The organism is Nocardia sp. Root136, assembly GCF_001427185.1.
GTDB classification, from domain to species: Bacteria; Actinomycetota; Actinomycetes; order Mycobacteriales; family Mycobacteriaceae; genus Nocardia; species Nocardia salmonicida.
Map to the genome: position 1 here is coordinate 323,705 of NZ_LMFE01000009.1, position 15,455 is coordinate 339,159.

Below are 15,455 nucleotides of genomic sequence, written 5' to 3' on the forward strand. Positions count from 1 at the left end.
TCACGCAGGATCGCCAGGCAGCCGCGAGTCACCCGGCAGCCGCGAGTCACCCGGCAGCCGCGGGTCGTGCGGCTCGCGCGGGTCACCTGCGAACCTGGGGTCACCCGGCAGCCTCCGGTCGTGCGGCTCGCGCGGGTCACCTGCGAACCTGGGGTCACCCGGCAGCCTTCGGTCACCCGGCTCGCGCGGGTCGCCGGGCAGTCGTGGGTCGCCAGGCAGTCTCGGGTCGCCGGGTGCGCGTGGGTCGCCAGGTCGGCGGGGTTCGCTGGGGTCGCCGGGGTCGGGCGGGGTTGTGGGAGTGGGGGTTGGTTGGTCCCAGGCGTCGGGGGGTGGGGCGGTGGGGGCGTGGTATGTGGGGATGGGTTCGTTGTGATGTTTGTCGATTTTGGAGCGGGTCTTGCCGCGTAGGTCGGTGCCTTTGCTCTGGTAGCGGTCGGTGCCCTCGCCGCCCTGTCCGTACTCCTTGCCGATGCGTTCGCTGCGCATCAGCGCGCGCTTCCACCAGGTGTTCTCGTCGGTGCCGGGTTGGGTGACCTTGCGGGCCTCGCTGTCGGCCTTGCGGTCGATCGCGTCGCGGTCGACGCGGACCATGCGGACCTCGACGGCGCGGGTTTGCGCGCCGTCGGCCTTGCGTTGCAGGTCGTCGGCTTTGGTCTGGTGTTCGTCGGCGCGGATCTGGTGCGTGCTCGCCCGTTCGCGGGCGGTCACGAGCTCGTGCACCGCTTCGGTGTGCGAGGTACGGGCTCGGGCCAGTGCCTGCTCGGTCGCCGCGAGACGTTGCGGGTTCGGCGTCGATTCCTCTCGAACGCGCGTGAATTCCGCTTCCGCTGACCGAACTCGGGCCTCGGCGTTGCCGCTCGCGGACCGAGCCTGTACCACGTTCGCGTGCTCGGTCGCGGCGCGTGTCTGTTGGACGGTCGCGCGCTGCTGGGCGGTGTCGGCGCGGGCCTGCCACTGGTCGGCGCGCTGCTGGGTCGACTCGGCGCGCTCGTGCATGGCGTGCGCGCGGTCGCCCATCCGGCGCGCCCATGGCGGCTGCCGATCGTCTGCCTGGTCAGCGTCGGGGCGACCGAGTGCGCGGGCACGTTGTTGGTCAGGGGCCGTGGGGTCGGCGGTGCCGCGCAGCCGGGGTTGGGCTTCGCGTACCTGCCGGTTGTGGTCGCGCAGGTTGGCAGCGTCTTGTCGATCGAAGGCGCGCGCCGCGCGTTGGCGAGTGGCCGGATCGGCATCGGCGGCACCCGACGGGCGAGCGACCGGGGCCGGTTTCGGAATGGGTTCGCGTGGTGCACCACCCACAGCGGCCAGTCTGTTCGCCGGCACGTACACGTTGCCTTCGGCGTCGAGCTGAAAATGCCGGAGGAAGCCGGTGGCGGCCGATCCCTTCGGCACCCGATTCAGCTGGAACAGCCCGCGCGCGCCACCGGCGACCCCGCCGCGCACCCCGCCGCCGACCAGCGAGGCCGCGAACCCGCTCCCGCTGAACGCGCCCGGCCAGTCGCCGGTGTTCAGCGCCGTGGCCATCGCACCGCCGAGCGTGCTCACCTCACCGGCGAACGCACCGATCGCCACACCGCGCGCGACCCCGGCGACGGGTCCGAGCCCATTGGTCAACCGCCCGATCGACGCGTCGAAACCGATTCCGCCCCAATGTCCGGCGGCGCGCCCGAACACGCCGCCGAGCATGGACGACCCGAGCGAGAGCGCCGCCTGATTGCCGTCGAAGTGGCGGCGGGTGCCTGCCGCGAGCTGTCCGCCCTGCACCAATCCGTCGATGATCAGCGCCTGCCCGCCGGACACGCTCGCCTTGACGGTGTAGGTCGCCAGATTCTTGACCACGAGTTTGGTCCACGCCCGTTGCCCGGCCGCGCCGACCGCCTTCAGGATCGCCTGCTCGATCCGGCCGACCACCGCGTCCTCGAGCGCGCGCAGACTCGACCGCGTACCCGAGACAGCGGCCGCCTCGAGCGCGGGCGCGGTCGGCGGGAACATCCACGCCCAGGTGATCTCGGCGAGCAGCAGCGCGTAGGAGACGATCATCATCAGTTTGGTCGCTTGCACGGTGGTGCCGAAATCGAAAGCGGCATTGCCGACTTCGTCGAAGCTCGCGGCCAGGTCGGCCAGCGAGCTGTCGCCGTCGAGCAAGGCGGTGAACAGCGCGTCGATGGTTTGGGCACCCGCCCCGCTGCGGTAGGAACCGCTAGCGGTCCGCCGCACCTGGGTCAACGGATCTACCTGCGCGGCAATCTCCTTCGCGGCGTGGTGCCAGGCTCGGCCCATGTGGAAGAGCACGTCCTCGTCGCCGAGGGGCGGGTCGACGCCGACGAGCCAACCGAGCCAGCGCAGGTCGGGTGGGATGTGGATGCTCATGCCAGGCCGAGCGCGGTCGCGGGGTCGACGGTGGTTTCCGCGTCGTAGGCGGCGGCGTAGCTGCCGAGGTAGCTCGCCCATGCTTTCTCGATGATGGCGGCCCACAGGGGTTGGTCGTCGTCGATGGCGGCGTAGAGGGGCTCACCTGTCGTGGGTTCAGTGTGGAAGGCGCGGTTGACGGTGATGTACTCAGCGGTGCCGTCGGCGGCGATGAACCGAACTTCGAAGGTGTCGCCGCCGAGGACGGTGATCAGCTCCCTGACCTGGTCGGGTCGCGTGGCTGCCGCGTCCTGCAGTGCCCTGAGCAGTGCGGACCGGCCGGGCGGGCCCGGTCGCACATCGGCGGGACCGATGACATCGTCGAACACAGGATTGGCGAACACCCGCTGACTCGCTTGCGCGAACTGTCCCGGCATCGTGCGCGCGGGCGGCATTACCGGGTCGTCGTGCTCGATGATCTCGACGGTGACGTGTTCGCCCCACTGCTCACGGTGCACGGTGTGTCGCGATCTCGTTCGCGCAGTGTTCGCGACGGTCGCCGCCGGATGGGGCCTGCTGCCGTCGGTGGTCGGGCTGCTCGCGCCGCCGAAAACTCGACGCCAGATAGAGCCGCCGAGTTCCTTGGTGACCTGGCCGACGACGAAGCCCGCGAGGCGAGTGACCGGGAGCGGGCTGACCAGGGCTTTGGTGATCTGGTGTCCGGCGACCGCTGCCGCGAGTTCGGTTGGCACGCCGGTCGGCAGAGCGAATTCACCGGTGCGTACCGCACGCAGTACGGCGGCAAGCCGGGTGCGCAGGGTCGTCACGTCTTGGCGCAGCGCCCAGTCGCGAACGTCGGTCACCGGGTGCTGACCGGCGAGCGCGGCGAGCAGGTCATCGCCGCCGACGCGACGGATGAGTTCGACGAGAACCACTCTTGACGAGAGCGATTCGTCCACTGGTATGGCGTTGTCCGCAAAAGCCCACTGTGCCAAGTACTTTCCGTACTGCCACAAGGCCCACGACGCGACGGAACTCACCGGGTAGTCACTGAACAGCGCCTTCGCGAGGCCGTCGATATCGTATTCGGCGAGGATCGGGGTCCTTGGGGTTTCGGTGACCGGCGGGTTCGCGACGACGGTGGCTGGGACCACCGTTCGGTTGACCGCCCCGTCGTGCTGCACCCCGGCGTGCCGCGGGCGAGGCCCGAACACGGTCGGCCCGGCGCCGAATTCCGTGGCGAGTCGGCGAGTCACCCACGCAGCCGATTTCAGGAAAACCGTGTCGCTCAGTAGCGCTTTCGACAGGTCGTGCGCCGAGACGTAACGCAGCGCCCGTTCGGTGAGTGAATGGTCGGACACCGGGAAGGCGAAGGTTCCCGCCTCCACGTCGGCCAGGAAGCCCGACACCTTCCGCCGCAGCGTCGCGGGGTCCTGCGCGCCCGCCCAGTCCCGTACCGAGCTCACCGGGGTCGGTCCATTCACAGCGGCGGACAACTCGGGGCCGCCGATCCGCTCGATGGCGAGCGCGCCGATGCCGGGGTCGGCGGCCGTGCGGCCTAGTGCCTTGTCGGCGGCCCAACTCGCCCATTCCCACAGGTATCGGCGCACAGCCCACGCCGCGACGGAACCGACCGGGTAGTTGCCGGTCACCGCACGCGCGAGCCCGTCGAGGTCGAGGGGTTCGGGGATGCGGGCGAGCCACTCAGGTGTGCCGACGAGCTGGTCGAGGTCGGCGACCGCGATACCGATCTCGTTGACGAGCGCTTCGGTGCGGGTGGCTTGCCGGGCGCTCGGATGCGCGAGCGCGCCGTCCATCGGCGCGGAGTTCGCACCGGGGGCGAGCACTCGCGTCCGCGTGCCGCGCACTCGGCTCTTCACGGCGGTGGCGATCTCACCCGCCGTCTGTCGACCCAGCCACGCGGCCAATTCGGTCACCATCGTGTCGCTCAACAGCGCCTGTGGGACAGGGTTCGCGGCGAGTGCGCGCAGCGCGGACGCCGGTGCTGTGTTCGCTGCCGACGGACCGAATTCGCCGCGCTCGACCGCCTGAAGAAGGCCGCGCACAGCATGTTTCAGCTCGGCGATGTCCTGTCGGGCGGCCCACTTGCGCACAGCCGAGACCGGATAGGGACTGTTGATCACGGCGAGGAGTTCGTGGCCGCCGATCGCCGCGGCGATGCTCATCCCGAGACCTGGTGCCTGCGTGGGCACAGCGGTTGGCCTGAGCCAGCCCCAGCGTTCGGCGAGGTGCCGGTTGAGCGCCCAGATGCCGACCGCCGCGATGGGGAATTCCCCGGCGAGACCACGGGCGAGGCCGTCGAGGTCGTAGGCGGTGATCCAATCGGTCGCCGGGGTGGTCGGGGTGGTTGCCACGACACCGGTGTCGAGCACCTCGGTGGTGTCCGGGTCGTGTCGGGTGAGCGGGACCGAACCGTCGATGACCAACGGGATCGCCGACTGCGTTGTCGGTGCGGGTTGAATCGCGACGGTGTCGGCAACCGGTTGAGCGCCGCTTGTCGGTTCGGTGTGCGGCGCGGCCACTATCGGTTGGGTGCTGCGCGTCGACCGTCGCCACCAGCGACGGAAGCCGAAGCGTCGCGAATCATGCTGGGCCAGTTCCGCTTCAGCGGAAACCTGGACGGGGGCCGGGCGTAGTCGGCGGAGCGCTCGACTCAGGCGGGCGGCGATCGAGCCGACCTGGATCGGGGCGGGTGCGCCGAGTGCGGGCGTGGACCCGAAAGCGGCGAGAGTGCCCGGGCCCGCCGTCCCGAGCACACTGAACAGGTTCGCGCGGTCCATCGCGACGGTGATCTCGGATCCGCCGAGGGGGTCGCGCAGGACAATGGCGACCGGCTCGCTGTGCCGACCACCGGTTCGCAACACCGCGGCGACCGAATAACCGTGCGCGGGGCGCAGCCCGAGTTCGTTCGCGAGCTTTTCGGGGAGAACGGCTTTGGTGCCGAGGTTGACCGTGTCACCACGGTCGAGCAGGTAGTCGATGCGGTCGGCGAGCCAGCGCTTGGTCGGATCGGCGCTCAGCGCCTCGGTCGACTCCCACGCGGCCAGCTCGGCGACCAGCTTCGCGGTCGCCGCACCCCATCGCTCGGACAGTAAGGCGGCGAACGTCGGGAGGTCGTTGGCACGCGGGTGCGTCGACCAGACCGGGAGGAGCTCGGCGATGGCCTCGGCGACCGCCTCGTCGCCGAACAGTTCGATGAGCGCGGCCCGATCGAGCCCGGTGATGGCGTCGGGTGCCAGATCCCGCGTGCGCATCGCTTCGGTCACGCCGGTCACGACAGCGCCCATCGCCGCGTCGAGCACCGCGCCCACCGCAGCCGCGTCACGGATCACCGTCAGCTCGGCGAGTGTGCCGGTCGACCAGTTCGCCACGATGCGCGCGACGCCGGCGCTGCCGATGAGCTCGGTCATGGTATCGAGATCGAGGTGCAGGGCCGTGGCCGCGAGGGGCGCGTCGATCGCCCTGGTCGGCTGAAGCCGTCCGCCCGCGCCTTCGGCGAACGGTGGCCGCAACCACTCGGCGGCATCGCCGAGCGCGCCCATGGCGATGCCCGCGTAACCGCGCCCGTCGCCGCGCAACTGGGCCCACGCCTTCTCGATCACGGCCGCCCACAGCGGCGTGTGCTCGTCGTGCGCGGCATAGATCATCTGGCCGTCGGCGTCGACGGGGAAGGTGTCGTCGACGGTGACCCAGGTCGGGCCGCCCGTGCGTGGATCGTGAAAGCGGACGGTGAAGGTGCGCTCGCCGTCGGTGCGGTCCTCGGTGATCATGTCGGTGATCAGGGTCGGGTTGTCCTCGGCGAGGCCGATGAGGTTGGCCAGGAGGTAGCAGTCGGCGACCCCGCCTTGTCGGACATCGGTCGGTCGCGGCGTCGATCCGTTGTACAGCTCGCCGCGCGCGACGCCGAGGCCGACCTGAGTCGGCGCGCGATGCGGCGACGACGAGCCGACGTGGTCGGGGCGATAGCTCGGAGGCGCGACATCGGCCTGCGGCTGGACGAGGTCGTGGTGTTCGGCGAGCCACGCGTGACTCAGCACAGCGGAGCCGGAATACCCGGCCAGGGAAACGATATTCGTAATCGGTTGTGCCACAGGTAATTCCATGCGCAACACCGCCGCCTGCGCGGCGATGACGAAATGCGCCCACACGGGGGTCGGGGTCGAGGACGTCGACAGGGCGATCGGCCACTGCCCGCTCACTCGATTGACCCGAACCCAGCGAGGCCGCCCGTCGACTACCAGGCGGACCTCGACGGTGTCGGTCGCCCGGTTGTCCGGGGTTTCCCGCAGCGAGGCCCTGATGATCTCCGGCCTCTCGGCCGCGAGCGCGCTGAGTTGCGCGGCGGCGTCGCGGTGCTCGGCGAACACCGCGCCCTCCTGACCGGTGCGCGCCAGCGGGAGCGGCCCGCTCGACCCCCACAGCGGATGGCCGAGCCGCCACGCCCCATCGACCAGCACCGTCGACAGGTCGATCACCGGGTCGGCCGGGTCGACGTCGCTCGCGGTCAGCCACAGCGGTCCAGCGGGGATCACGCCCGACGCGTAGACGGGCGCACCGGCGAGCTGGAGTTGATCGTTGCCGGTAGCGGCGTAGTCGGGCAGTGCGGTCTCCTCGACCAAACGCGCGTTGAACTCGGCGAGCCACACATCATCGACCAGACGTCGTGTGCGGGGGTCGGCCGGGTCGCGGACGTCGTAGTGGTCGACGCCGTCGATGATCTCGGTGCGGCCGTTCCAGAACACTTCGGTGCCGCCGTCCTCGGCGCGGCTCGCGTCCGCCTGGTCGACCATGTAGTCGGTGGCGGCGCGGTTGGCCAACAGGATGAGCAGGGGCCAGCTGGCCTGGGTGCTCGGCCATTCGAGTTCGCCGTCGTAGTACGGCTCGACCCGCACCCAGCGCGGCCCACCCTGTACCGCGAGCAGCACGTCGATCCGAGTCGGCGACGTGTCGGTCGCGTCGGTCACCCGGATCATCGCGCGAATCGCGGCGGGATCGGTGCCGACCAGCTCGCGCAGCGCGGCGACCGCTGGTGTTGCGGGGAATTCGATGAGGTCCTCGACCGATGGGCCGTTCGCGTGCCACAGCGGGCCGGTCAGCGGGCGCGGTCGGTAGAGGCCCGCGCGGGCCGCGTCGTGCGCGTCGACCCAGAACGCCGCCTGGCGGGCCAGCTCGTGGTTCTCCGGTCGGTGCACGAGGAGTTGGTCGGGCTGGGTTGGGTGGCGCGCGGTGGGGTCGAGGTAGATCGCATCGCCGTCGTCGAAGCCGTCGGGCGCGCCTGCCGGCAGCCAGCGGCGCTGGAATTCCTGATTCTCGGGCGAGTAACTGGTGAAGCCCGCGTCGTAGAGGTCGTCCTCGCGGACCCAACCCGACCCGTTCGCACCGGTGACATAGAGCCACGTTCCGTCGGGCCCGGTGTGCGAGGCGTCTTGGCCTTCGTTGTGACCGAAGGTCTCATCGTCCATCGGTCGCAGCACCTGGCCGCGGTCGGTGACCACCTGCGCGTTCGACAACGCGACATAGGCGTTGCCCTCCCACACGATCGGCATCGAGGGAACGCGGATGTCGGGCAGCGGACCACGGCCCGATGGGTAGACAACGGGGTTGGCGATCGGTGCCGGTAGCGGGGGTGCCAACATCAGCGGGAAGCGCTCGCCCACGACCCCGGCCCGTGAGCGGATGGGCATCGCCGCCGCGGGAACCACTGGCCGCGGCGGCGCCTGCACCGGCGCGACGAGCCCGAAGTTGTTGCCATTTCCGGCTTCTCGGGTGAGCGCGGCAGCCGCGGCCATGGCTTCGAGGACGATCGCGGGCCAGATCACGGCGTCTTCGTCGGTCCAGGGCAGGCTGGTCAGGCGTTCGACGCGAAGCCAGCGCGCGACGCCGTCGACGAGCAGGTGGACGTCGTAGGTCATGGTGTCGTAGTCGGGTCGAACCATGCGCCGGATCGCCACCGGGTCCTGCTCGACCAGGGCGCGCAGGGCGGCCAGGTCGGGCGAGTAGGGCAGGTCGTCCAGGTCGGCGGCGACCGGGCCGTCGGTATTCCATGGTCGGCCACGCAGATAGTTGGGTGCGCGCAGCCCGAACATCTCGCACAGATCGAGCCGGACGAGCCAGTCGCGCCCCACGTGGGTCAGCCGGAGGTAGGGCTCATCAGCTTCGTAGTGCGGGGTCGCCTCGATCGTGACAAGGTCGGATCCACGCAGGGTGAGCACGGTCGGCCCGGTCTCGGGGCTGTTCACCGGCAGCTCGACCGTGCGGTGCAGGACCGTGCCCTCGGGATCTGTGTGATATCCGTTGGCGCGCAAGGAGTTGAGCCACACCCAGCCCGAACCGCGCGCGCCACGCACGAACACCTGCTCGGCGCCGTCGACGAGGCGTCGTGAGGTCGGGCCCGGCTCGTGGGTGAGCGAGCCGTCCTGGTGTGGGCGCAGGGCGACGCCGTCGATGGTGGCGAGCGCGAAGCGCGAGAACGTGACTCGTGAGCGTGGGCCGGTGGCACGCACGGGGTCGGGGTCAGTCGGCGGTCGCGTGCGGTCGACGTCGAAGGACGGGTCTGCCGGATCGGGGGTGAGTTGTTCGAAATCGTCGGCCAGCCGCAGGCCGGCCCTGCGCAATTCGGCGAGCAGCGCGTCATTGTGCTCGGCCGTGATCGGGTATTCGCCGCCACGATCCGAGAGCGCGACCAGAACGCCCTTGTCGACCATGATCTCGGCGGCCGCGTTCGCCGCGCCGCCGTCGAGCAGGGCGGCATGTGAGGCATCCCCGGCTTGTTCGAGGGTTGGCACGAAGGTCACCGAGAGCCGGTCGGTGACGATCGGCAACCACCCCGTAGGCGCTGCCGTCGTGTCGACGAGATCGCCGGTCGTCGTGTAGCGCAAGAGCCCGTCCGCGCCGACGACCACGCGGGCGTCGGCGCGGTCGGCGAGGTGGGGGAACGTGGTCGACGTCGCTCGGACCAGGACGGGTCCGATGTCCTCGCCAACCGATGAGGCGGTGTCGTCGGTCGCGGTCGACGCGGTGTCATCGATCGCCGATGCGGCTTCATCGATCGCGGCCGACGCCGTGTCGTCGATTGCGGCCGGCGCGGTGTCAGCGGGGGCATCGGCCACGGAGAACGGCGCATCGCCGCGCTGAGTGGACCGGCTCGCCATCTCGACATCGTCGTCACTCGAATCATCGGTCATCTCGATGATATTCGGGATGATGAAGGACTGGCTCTCACGGACGAGATTGCGGTAATGGTTCTCGCCGGTGCGCAACAACCACAGCCCGGCTACCCCGACGCTGTCCTGCTGATGGGCTTGCCGTGGCACGCCCTGCTCGGTGACTACGAATACCCGCATGTCGTAGGCGATGGCTACCAGGATCGGCGCGAGGTCGCCCGCGTCGACGGCCCACCGTCCGGGGGTGGCGAGATCGACGGCGATGCGCTCGACGTCAGCGTCGGTGTAGTTCTCCCCCTGGGGCAGGGCTCGCAGCGAGGTGCGGGCCACCTCGGCGAGCCGCTGCCGCAACGCGGTGATGGCGATGGCTTCATCACCGGCCGGACGCAGGTGCGCCGGCATGGCACGCACGACAGCGCGATAGAAGCAGTCACCGTCGGCGTCGACCTCGATCGCGCGCAACTGCTGAGTGCGTAGGAACACGCGCTGATTCACCGTCATGGCGCCGAGCGAGACGAGGGCGCCGACATCGCCACGGCCGCCGGGAATGCCGTCTGGGCCCCAGACATCGGGCCCGATATCGGTGCCGGTCTGACCCCAACCCACCGGTTCGGTATCACCGACAACGACGAATTCCTGGCCGTCGACGTCGAGCAACGCGACGAACTCGTCGAGTGGCAGCGTGACCGGCGTCGGGTCGAGTCGCGACCGCAGCACAATCCCCTCGGGTTGCGAGGTGGCGACCAGATAGCTGTTTCCGGTGCCGAACGCGATCTGGGTACCGGCCGGGAAATGCCCGGCCAGCACCTCGGCCGGTGTGGCGAGCCGCGCGGCCAGACCGAGGTCGAAGCGCGCGCTCTCGTGCCAGGACGGAAGTTCGATGCCGCGCTGACGTTTCGCCGACGGCTCCGGTGTCGGCTCATCGTCGGCACCGCGTTTGTCCGGCCCGACGCCCTTGGCCGGCGCGTAGGTCATGATCTCTTGAACGCGTGGCGCGTCCTTGCCGTAGGCGGCGCGCGTGCCCGTTCCCGCCGAGGCGAGTCGCGCGAATTGATTGAGATGACGCAGTGGCACGACGATCGCGCCCGGGTGCACCCCGCGCGAACCGTGTGGATCAGCGAGCAACACCGCGACCACCTCGCCGGTGACAGCGTCGCGTTCGACGCCGACGACGGTGTGCGCGTGGTGGCCGCGGAGCATCGTGTGCGGCAGGTAGTCGAGCCCCGGCGCGGTCGCGCGGGTGCTGAGGGTGACAGTGTCGCCGTGGCTGAGCAGGCGGGCGATCCGCTCGCCGACCCAGCGCGCGATCACCGTGTCGGTCAACGGGTCGGTCGAGGCCCACTGCTCCATCGCGATCCGCAGCGGTTCGAGTGCCGGTGTGATGGCGGCGAATTCGGCAGCACCGAGCTGCTCGACCAACGCGGCGCGTTCGGCCTTGGTCAAACCAGCGCCCATGGTGCTCACTGCCTCGACGCCGAGGGCGGAAACGAGCATCGCGGACAACCCGGTCCACGTCGACGCGTTCTGCGTCTTCAACCACGCGGTGAGAGCGAGGGTGGGGTCGGTGACCGACTGATCGGCGCGCAACCGCGCGAGTTCGTCCGTCGCGCGTTTCCAGCTACTCGCGTCGCGCCACGAATCGGTCCATCCCGACCACCGGTTCTCGAACCCGGCGATCCGGCGTGCGAGAGCGGCGTTGCCGAGGAGCTCGGTGAGCGCGTCGACGCCGAGGGTCATGGGATGGGCGAAGGACGGATCACCGACCGCTTGCACTCCCTGCGCACGGCCCGTCCAGCGTCCGATCACGGTCCGTGGCCAGATCGCGCCGGCTACCCGCTGTTCGTCGTTGCCGTAGACCCCGGCGTATCCGCGTTCCTTTCCTTGATAGAGCGCCCATGCCTTCTCGATCAGCGCGGGCCACAGCGGATGCCCCTGCCGGTGCGCGGCATAGGCCGACGTGCCGTTGAAGGTGTAGAAATTCCGATCGACCGCAACCCAGACCTCGCGGTGGCTCGTCGGTTTCTCCTGCCCGTTGTCGAAGAATCGGACCGCGTAGCCGTCACCTTCGACGCGGATCATGCGCTCGATCATTTCCGGATGTGTCTGCGCGACGCCGATCAGCACGGCGAGGACCGCGCAGGTTCCGGCCGCGCCCTGGACGACATCGCCCGGTCGCGGACGCCCCGTTGCCCCGAACAGCGGGTTGTCGACCTCGACCAGCCCGAGCACCGGCAGACGGTTGGCCACGAGCAGGTCGGCACCGACCCAATGCCACGCGCCGGTCGGCTCGGCGAGCGCCACCTCGCCCGGGCGGGCCTGATCGAGCCGGACCGCGACGATCGCCCCACCCGCGAACGACACCGACCGGCCTGCCGAGACGAAGGTCAGACCCGCCGCCGGGATGGTGAGCATGCCCGCAGGCACGGTCGTCACCTGGCCGTTGGTGTCATGGGCGACGACGGTCGAGTGTCCCCCGATCTGCACGAAATCGTCGCTGACCACAAGACCGAGCTCGGTAATGAGGTAGTGCAGCGAGCTGTCGTTGATCCTCGGGACCGGCCTGCCGTATTCGGTCGAATCGTCGGCCATCAGGCGCAACGCTCCCGCGACGACCTCGATTTCGGCCACCGCCGCCGCGGCCTCACCGCGCAGGATCGTCGCGGGGGTCACCGTGACCGTCGCCGCCGAGATTCCCGAGACGTAGATGTTGGCGCGTGGGTCCATCACCATCCGCGCGCGTCCGCCGAGATCGGCTGTGGTGTCGAGCAGGGTGCCGTCGGTTGCCCGGTACAGCAGTCCATCCGGCCCGATGACGACCCGCAGGTCGGCTACGGCGTCGTCCGACATCGTCATATCGGCCGGGTCATTGTCGGGCAAGATACCGGGGAGCTCGTCCACGTCCTCGGTTCGCTCGGGCGGGACCGGCGCGTTCGTGGTTCCGAGGGTGACGGTGTGCCGCGGACCTGGTGACGGTACCTCGGCGAACAGTTGGGTGAGGTCGGATCCGTGGTCGGTGGCCGCGCGCAGTGACCGCCAGGCGACGGCATTGTCGAATACGGCTGCACTCGCCGAGTCCATGTCGGCCAGCTGTTGGGCGTGCAGGAAGAGCAGTGGCCAGATCGGGGCGGAGAGCGGCAGGTCGATCGGCAGTCCGGTCATGCCATCGACCCGCACCCAGGTGGCCCGGCCCGACACCGAGAGCAGAACGTAGATGCTGCCGTCGTCGAAGGACTGGATCATCGAATTCAGAAGGTGCGCCGGCTGATCGGCCAACTCGGCCAACTGCTCGATGGCCTCGGTCAACCCGAGCGCGCGCAGGGCCGCGCTGCGCCGGAACGGCTCCAGATCCTCAGCTCGCGCGCCCTGGGGTGCGGTGATGAGGCCCCCGACCGATCGGAGCAGGCCCGTCGACGCCTGCGCGGTCGGCAGCACGTACACCTGGGTATCACTGGCGACCAGCAGCTGGCCGGCGTTCTCGGGATCAGGGCTGAGCAGCACCGACGTGCCCGCCGGCAGCTCGACCAGCTCGGTCACGGTGATCGTGGCGAGGCCGAAAGGTTCCTGCCTCGGCATCGTGGTGACCGAAAGCGGGGCCGACAGGTGGACTGTGCGCGCCGTCGGGGTCAAGGTGGCGCTCGTCCACGTGCCGATCGGCGCGAGTGCGATCGGACCGATCGGTAGTGGCAGAGGAAGGCTTGGTTCGGTGACCTCGTCGAGGGAATAGACCGAGCCGATCTCGGAATGGACGGCGTAGTTGTCGAATCCGCCGATCGGGCCCGCGTGCCAGCTCGAATCGCTGTCGGAATCCCAGTTCGCGACCGGTTCGGCCATCGGCGCCGTGAGCTGCGGTGTCACGCCGAACGCGCCGTGCGTGCCCGGCCCCGATGAGCTCATTGCCGAGAACAGGTTGAGGTTCGCGAGCGGGATGGTCAGTTGCGTGGCGGGCGAGTAGGGGTCGACAACGACAAGCCCCGTCGGCGACCCACTACGCTCGACACCACCCGACCACACAACGCGCACCACGGAATACGCGTGCTTGGGGAACAACGTATTCGCTATCGGGTTGCGGGGCAGCGTGGATTTGGTGTTCGCGGTGACAGTGTCGCCTCGCTCGATCAGGTATTGGGCGCGTTTGCCGAGCCAGCGGGCCACTGTTATGTCGCGCATCGTCCTGCCCGAACGCCATGCACGGACTTGGTCTTCGAGCGCTGTCAGCGCGGTGTCCAGGTAGTCGGCGACGAAAGCCGCGAAGGTGGTGTGGCCGTGCGGATCGGCCTGCCATGCGGTCTGAGCCGAGGTGACGATACGAGTGAGGCCGGCGGCATCGAAAAGGTCCGTCACCTCGGCTGCTGTCAGCGTGATGGTCTGCGAAAGTCCCTCGCGTGCAATCACTTCGGTGACTGCCGTGACGGCGGCCGCAGCCGCCGCGCGCACCCGGTCGAGCAAGGGCACGGTCGTGTTCGTCGACGACGGCGCCTGCGCCGACGCGAGCAGCCAGTGCGCCACATCATGGTCGCCGATCAGCTCGGCGAGCAGGTCCTGGTCGAACTGCAACGGCCAGGCGAAAACCATCTCATCGACACTGCGCGTCGGTTGGGCACGGCCGGACTCGCCGACGATAGTGCTCGGCCGCAACTTCCCCGCGGTCGCACCCGGCAGGCCGACCTCGGCGCCGTGATACCCGTGGTCGCGGCCGTGGTAAGCGGCCCACGCCTTCTCGATCACCGCGGGCCACAGCGGCTGACCCGAGGTGTGCGCGGCGTACTTCATCGCGCCCGCGTTGTCGGTGTAGAAGGTGTCGTCGACCTTGACCCACACCCACCCCTGCTCGGGGTCGTTGAACCGCACCGAGAAGGTCCGCGCGCCGTCGGCGCCGACGGTCTCGGTGACCATGTCCGCGATCATGTCCGGACTGTGTGTCGCGAGGTTGATCAGGGCGGACATGAGATAGCAGTCGCCGACCGCGCCCTGCTTGACATCGGTCGGCAGCACGCGGCCATCGATGGCGAAGAGTGGTCCCGTCGCGCGCGCGGACCCGATATTGAGCGGGAACGGGTTCCTCGAGCGCAGCCATCGACCGTCGCCGGGGTCGATCTCGAACACGTTGGGGTCAGTTGGGTTGAGCCGCAACGGAATTCGTGAGCCGGGAGCCAGATGCGCGGCGCCCTCGACCGTCGCTACAACGAGCCCGTCCACCTTCGCCCGCAGTAAGCGTTTACCGCCTCGGTTGTTCTCGGTGAACGCCGCGGCGAGCATCGAGGCGGAGATCGTGGCGAAATATCCTGGAAAAGACTCGATTTCGTACCAGGTACCCTGCAGATCGGTCCACGTCTGGCTGACCGGGATGGACTTGCCGACGTCGATCGTGGCGAGCGCCCCCGACTCGGTGCTGACGACAAGGCGCCCCCGTGGCGCACTCACCACGGCGGTCGGCATCGAGACCGGCAACTGCGCCGGCGGCTCGGTCCTTGTCCCCGGCAGCACATGCGTGGTCGGCCCGGCCGCCGCATGGACGGTAATACCTGTTGCCGCACTGACCAGTCGGCTGGACATCGCGCCCGCGACGAAGGGCGAATCCGCCGCGGAGTGAACCGAAGTCCCGGCGAGGGCGAGCACCTGCGTCTCTCGCCACCCGGTGAGCGGGTTCGGCCTTGTTGCGCGTGGGATGGGCGGGGGCGCGGTGGGTGCGACGCTGGTCTCGTCGAGCGAGGAGTCCTCGTCAGCGCTCGATTCGGTGTCGTAGCGAGGGTTCGCGACCCAGGCGACGGTGAGTGCCCGCAGGCGGAGGAAGCCGTCGATCCCCTCGGAGCCGATCGCGACGGCGACATCGTTGTGGTCGACAACCTCGATCGCTGACCCGGTCGCGTTGATCCGGACGGTGTAGTGGTGGTGCGTCGCGTCGCCGAGTAGCACCTGCTCCCCCGC

General features: G+C 69.6%; 2 protein-coding genes (1 of these 2 cut by a window edge). Both read right to left on the bottom strand.

The genetic code is table 11. The annotated features are described in order from the left end of the window. Positions 1–2,367, bottom strand: coding sequence for a WXG100-like domain-containing protein (locus ASD42_RS34970; protein ID WP_056820893.1), 2,367 nt, complete (start codon positions 2,365–2,367; stop codon positions 1–3). Further along, on the bottom strand, positions 2,364–15,455 hold the end of the coding sequence (locus tag ASD42_RS24715) for a C2 family cysteine protease (protein ID WP_056820894.1). Its footprint extends 16,155 nt past the window's final position; 13,092 of the gene's 29,247 nt are visible here — the last part of the coding sequence; the start codon falls outside the window, past its right edge; the stop codon is at positions 2,364–2,366. The genes ASD42_RS34970 and ASD42_RS24715 overlap by 4 nt, the downstream gene beginning before the upstream one ends.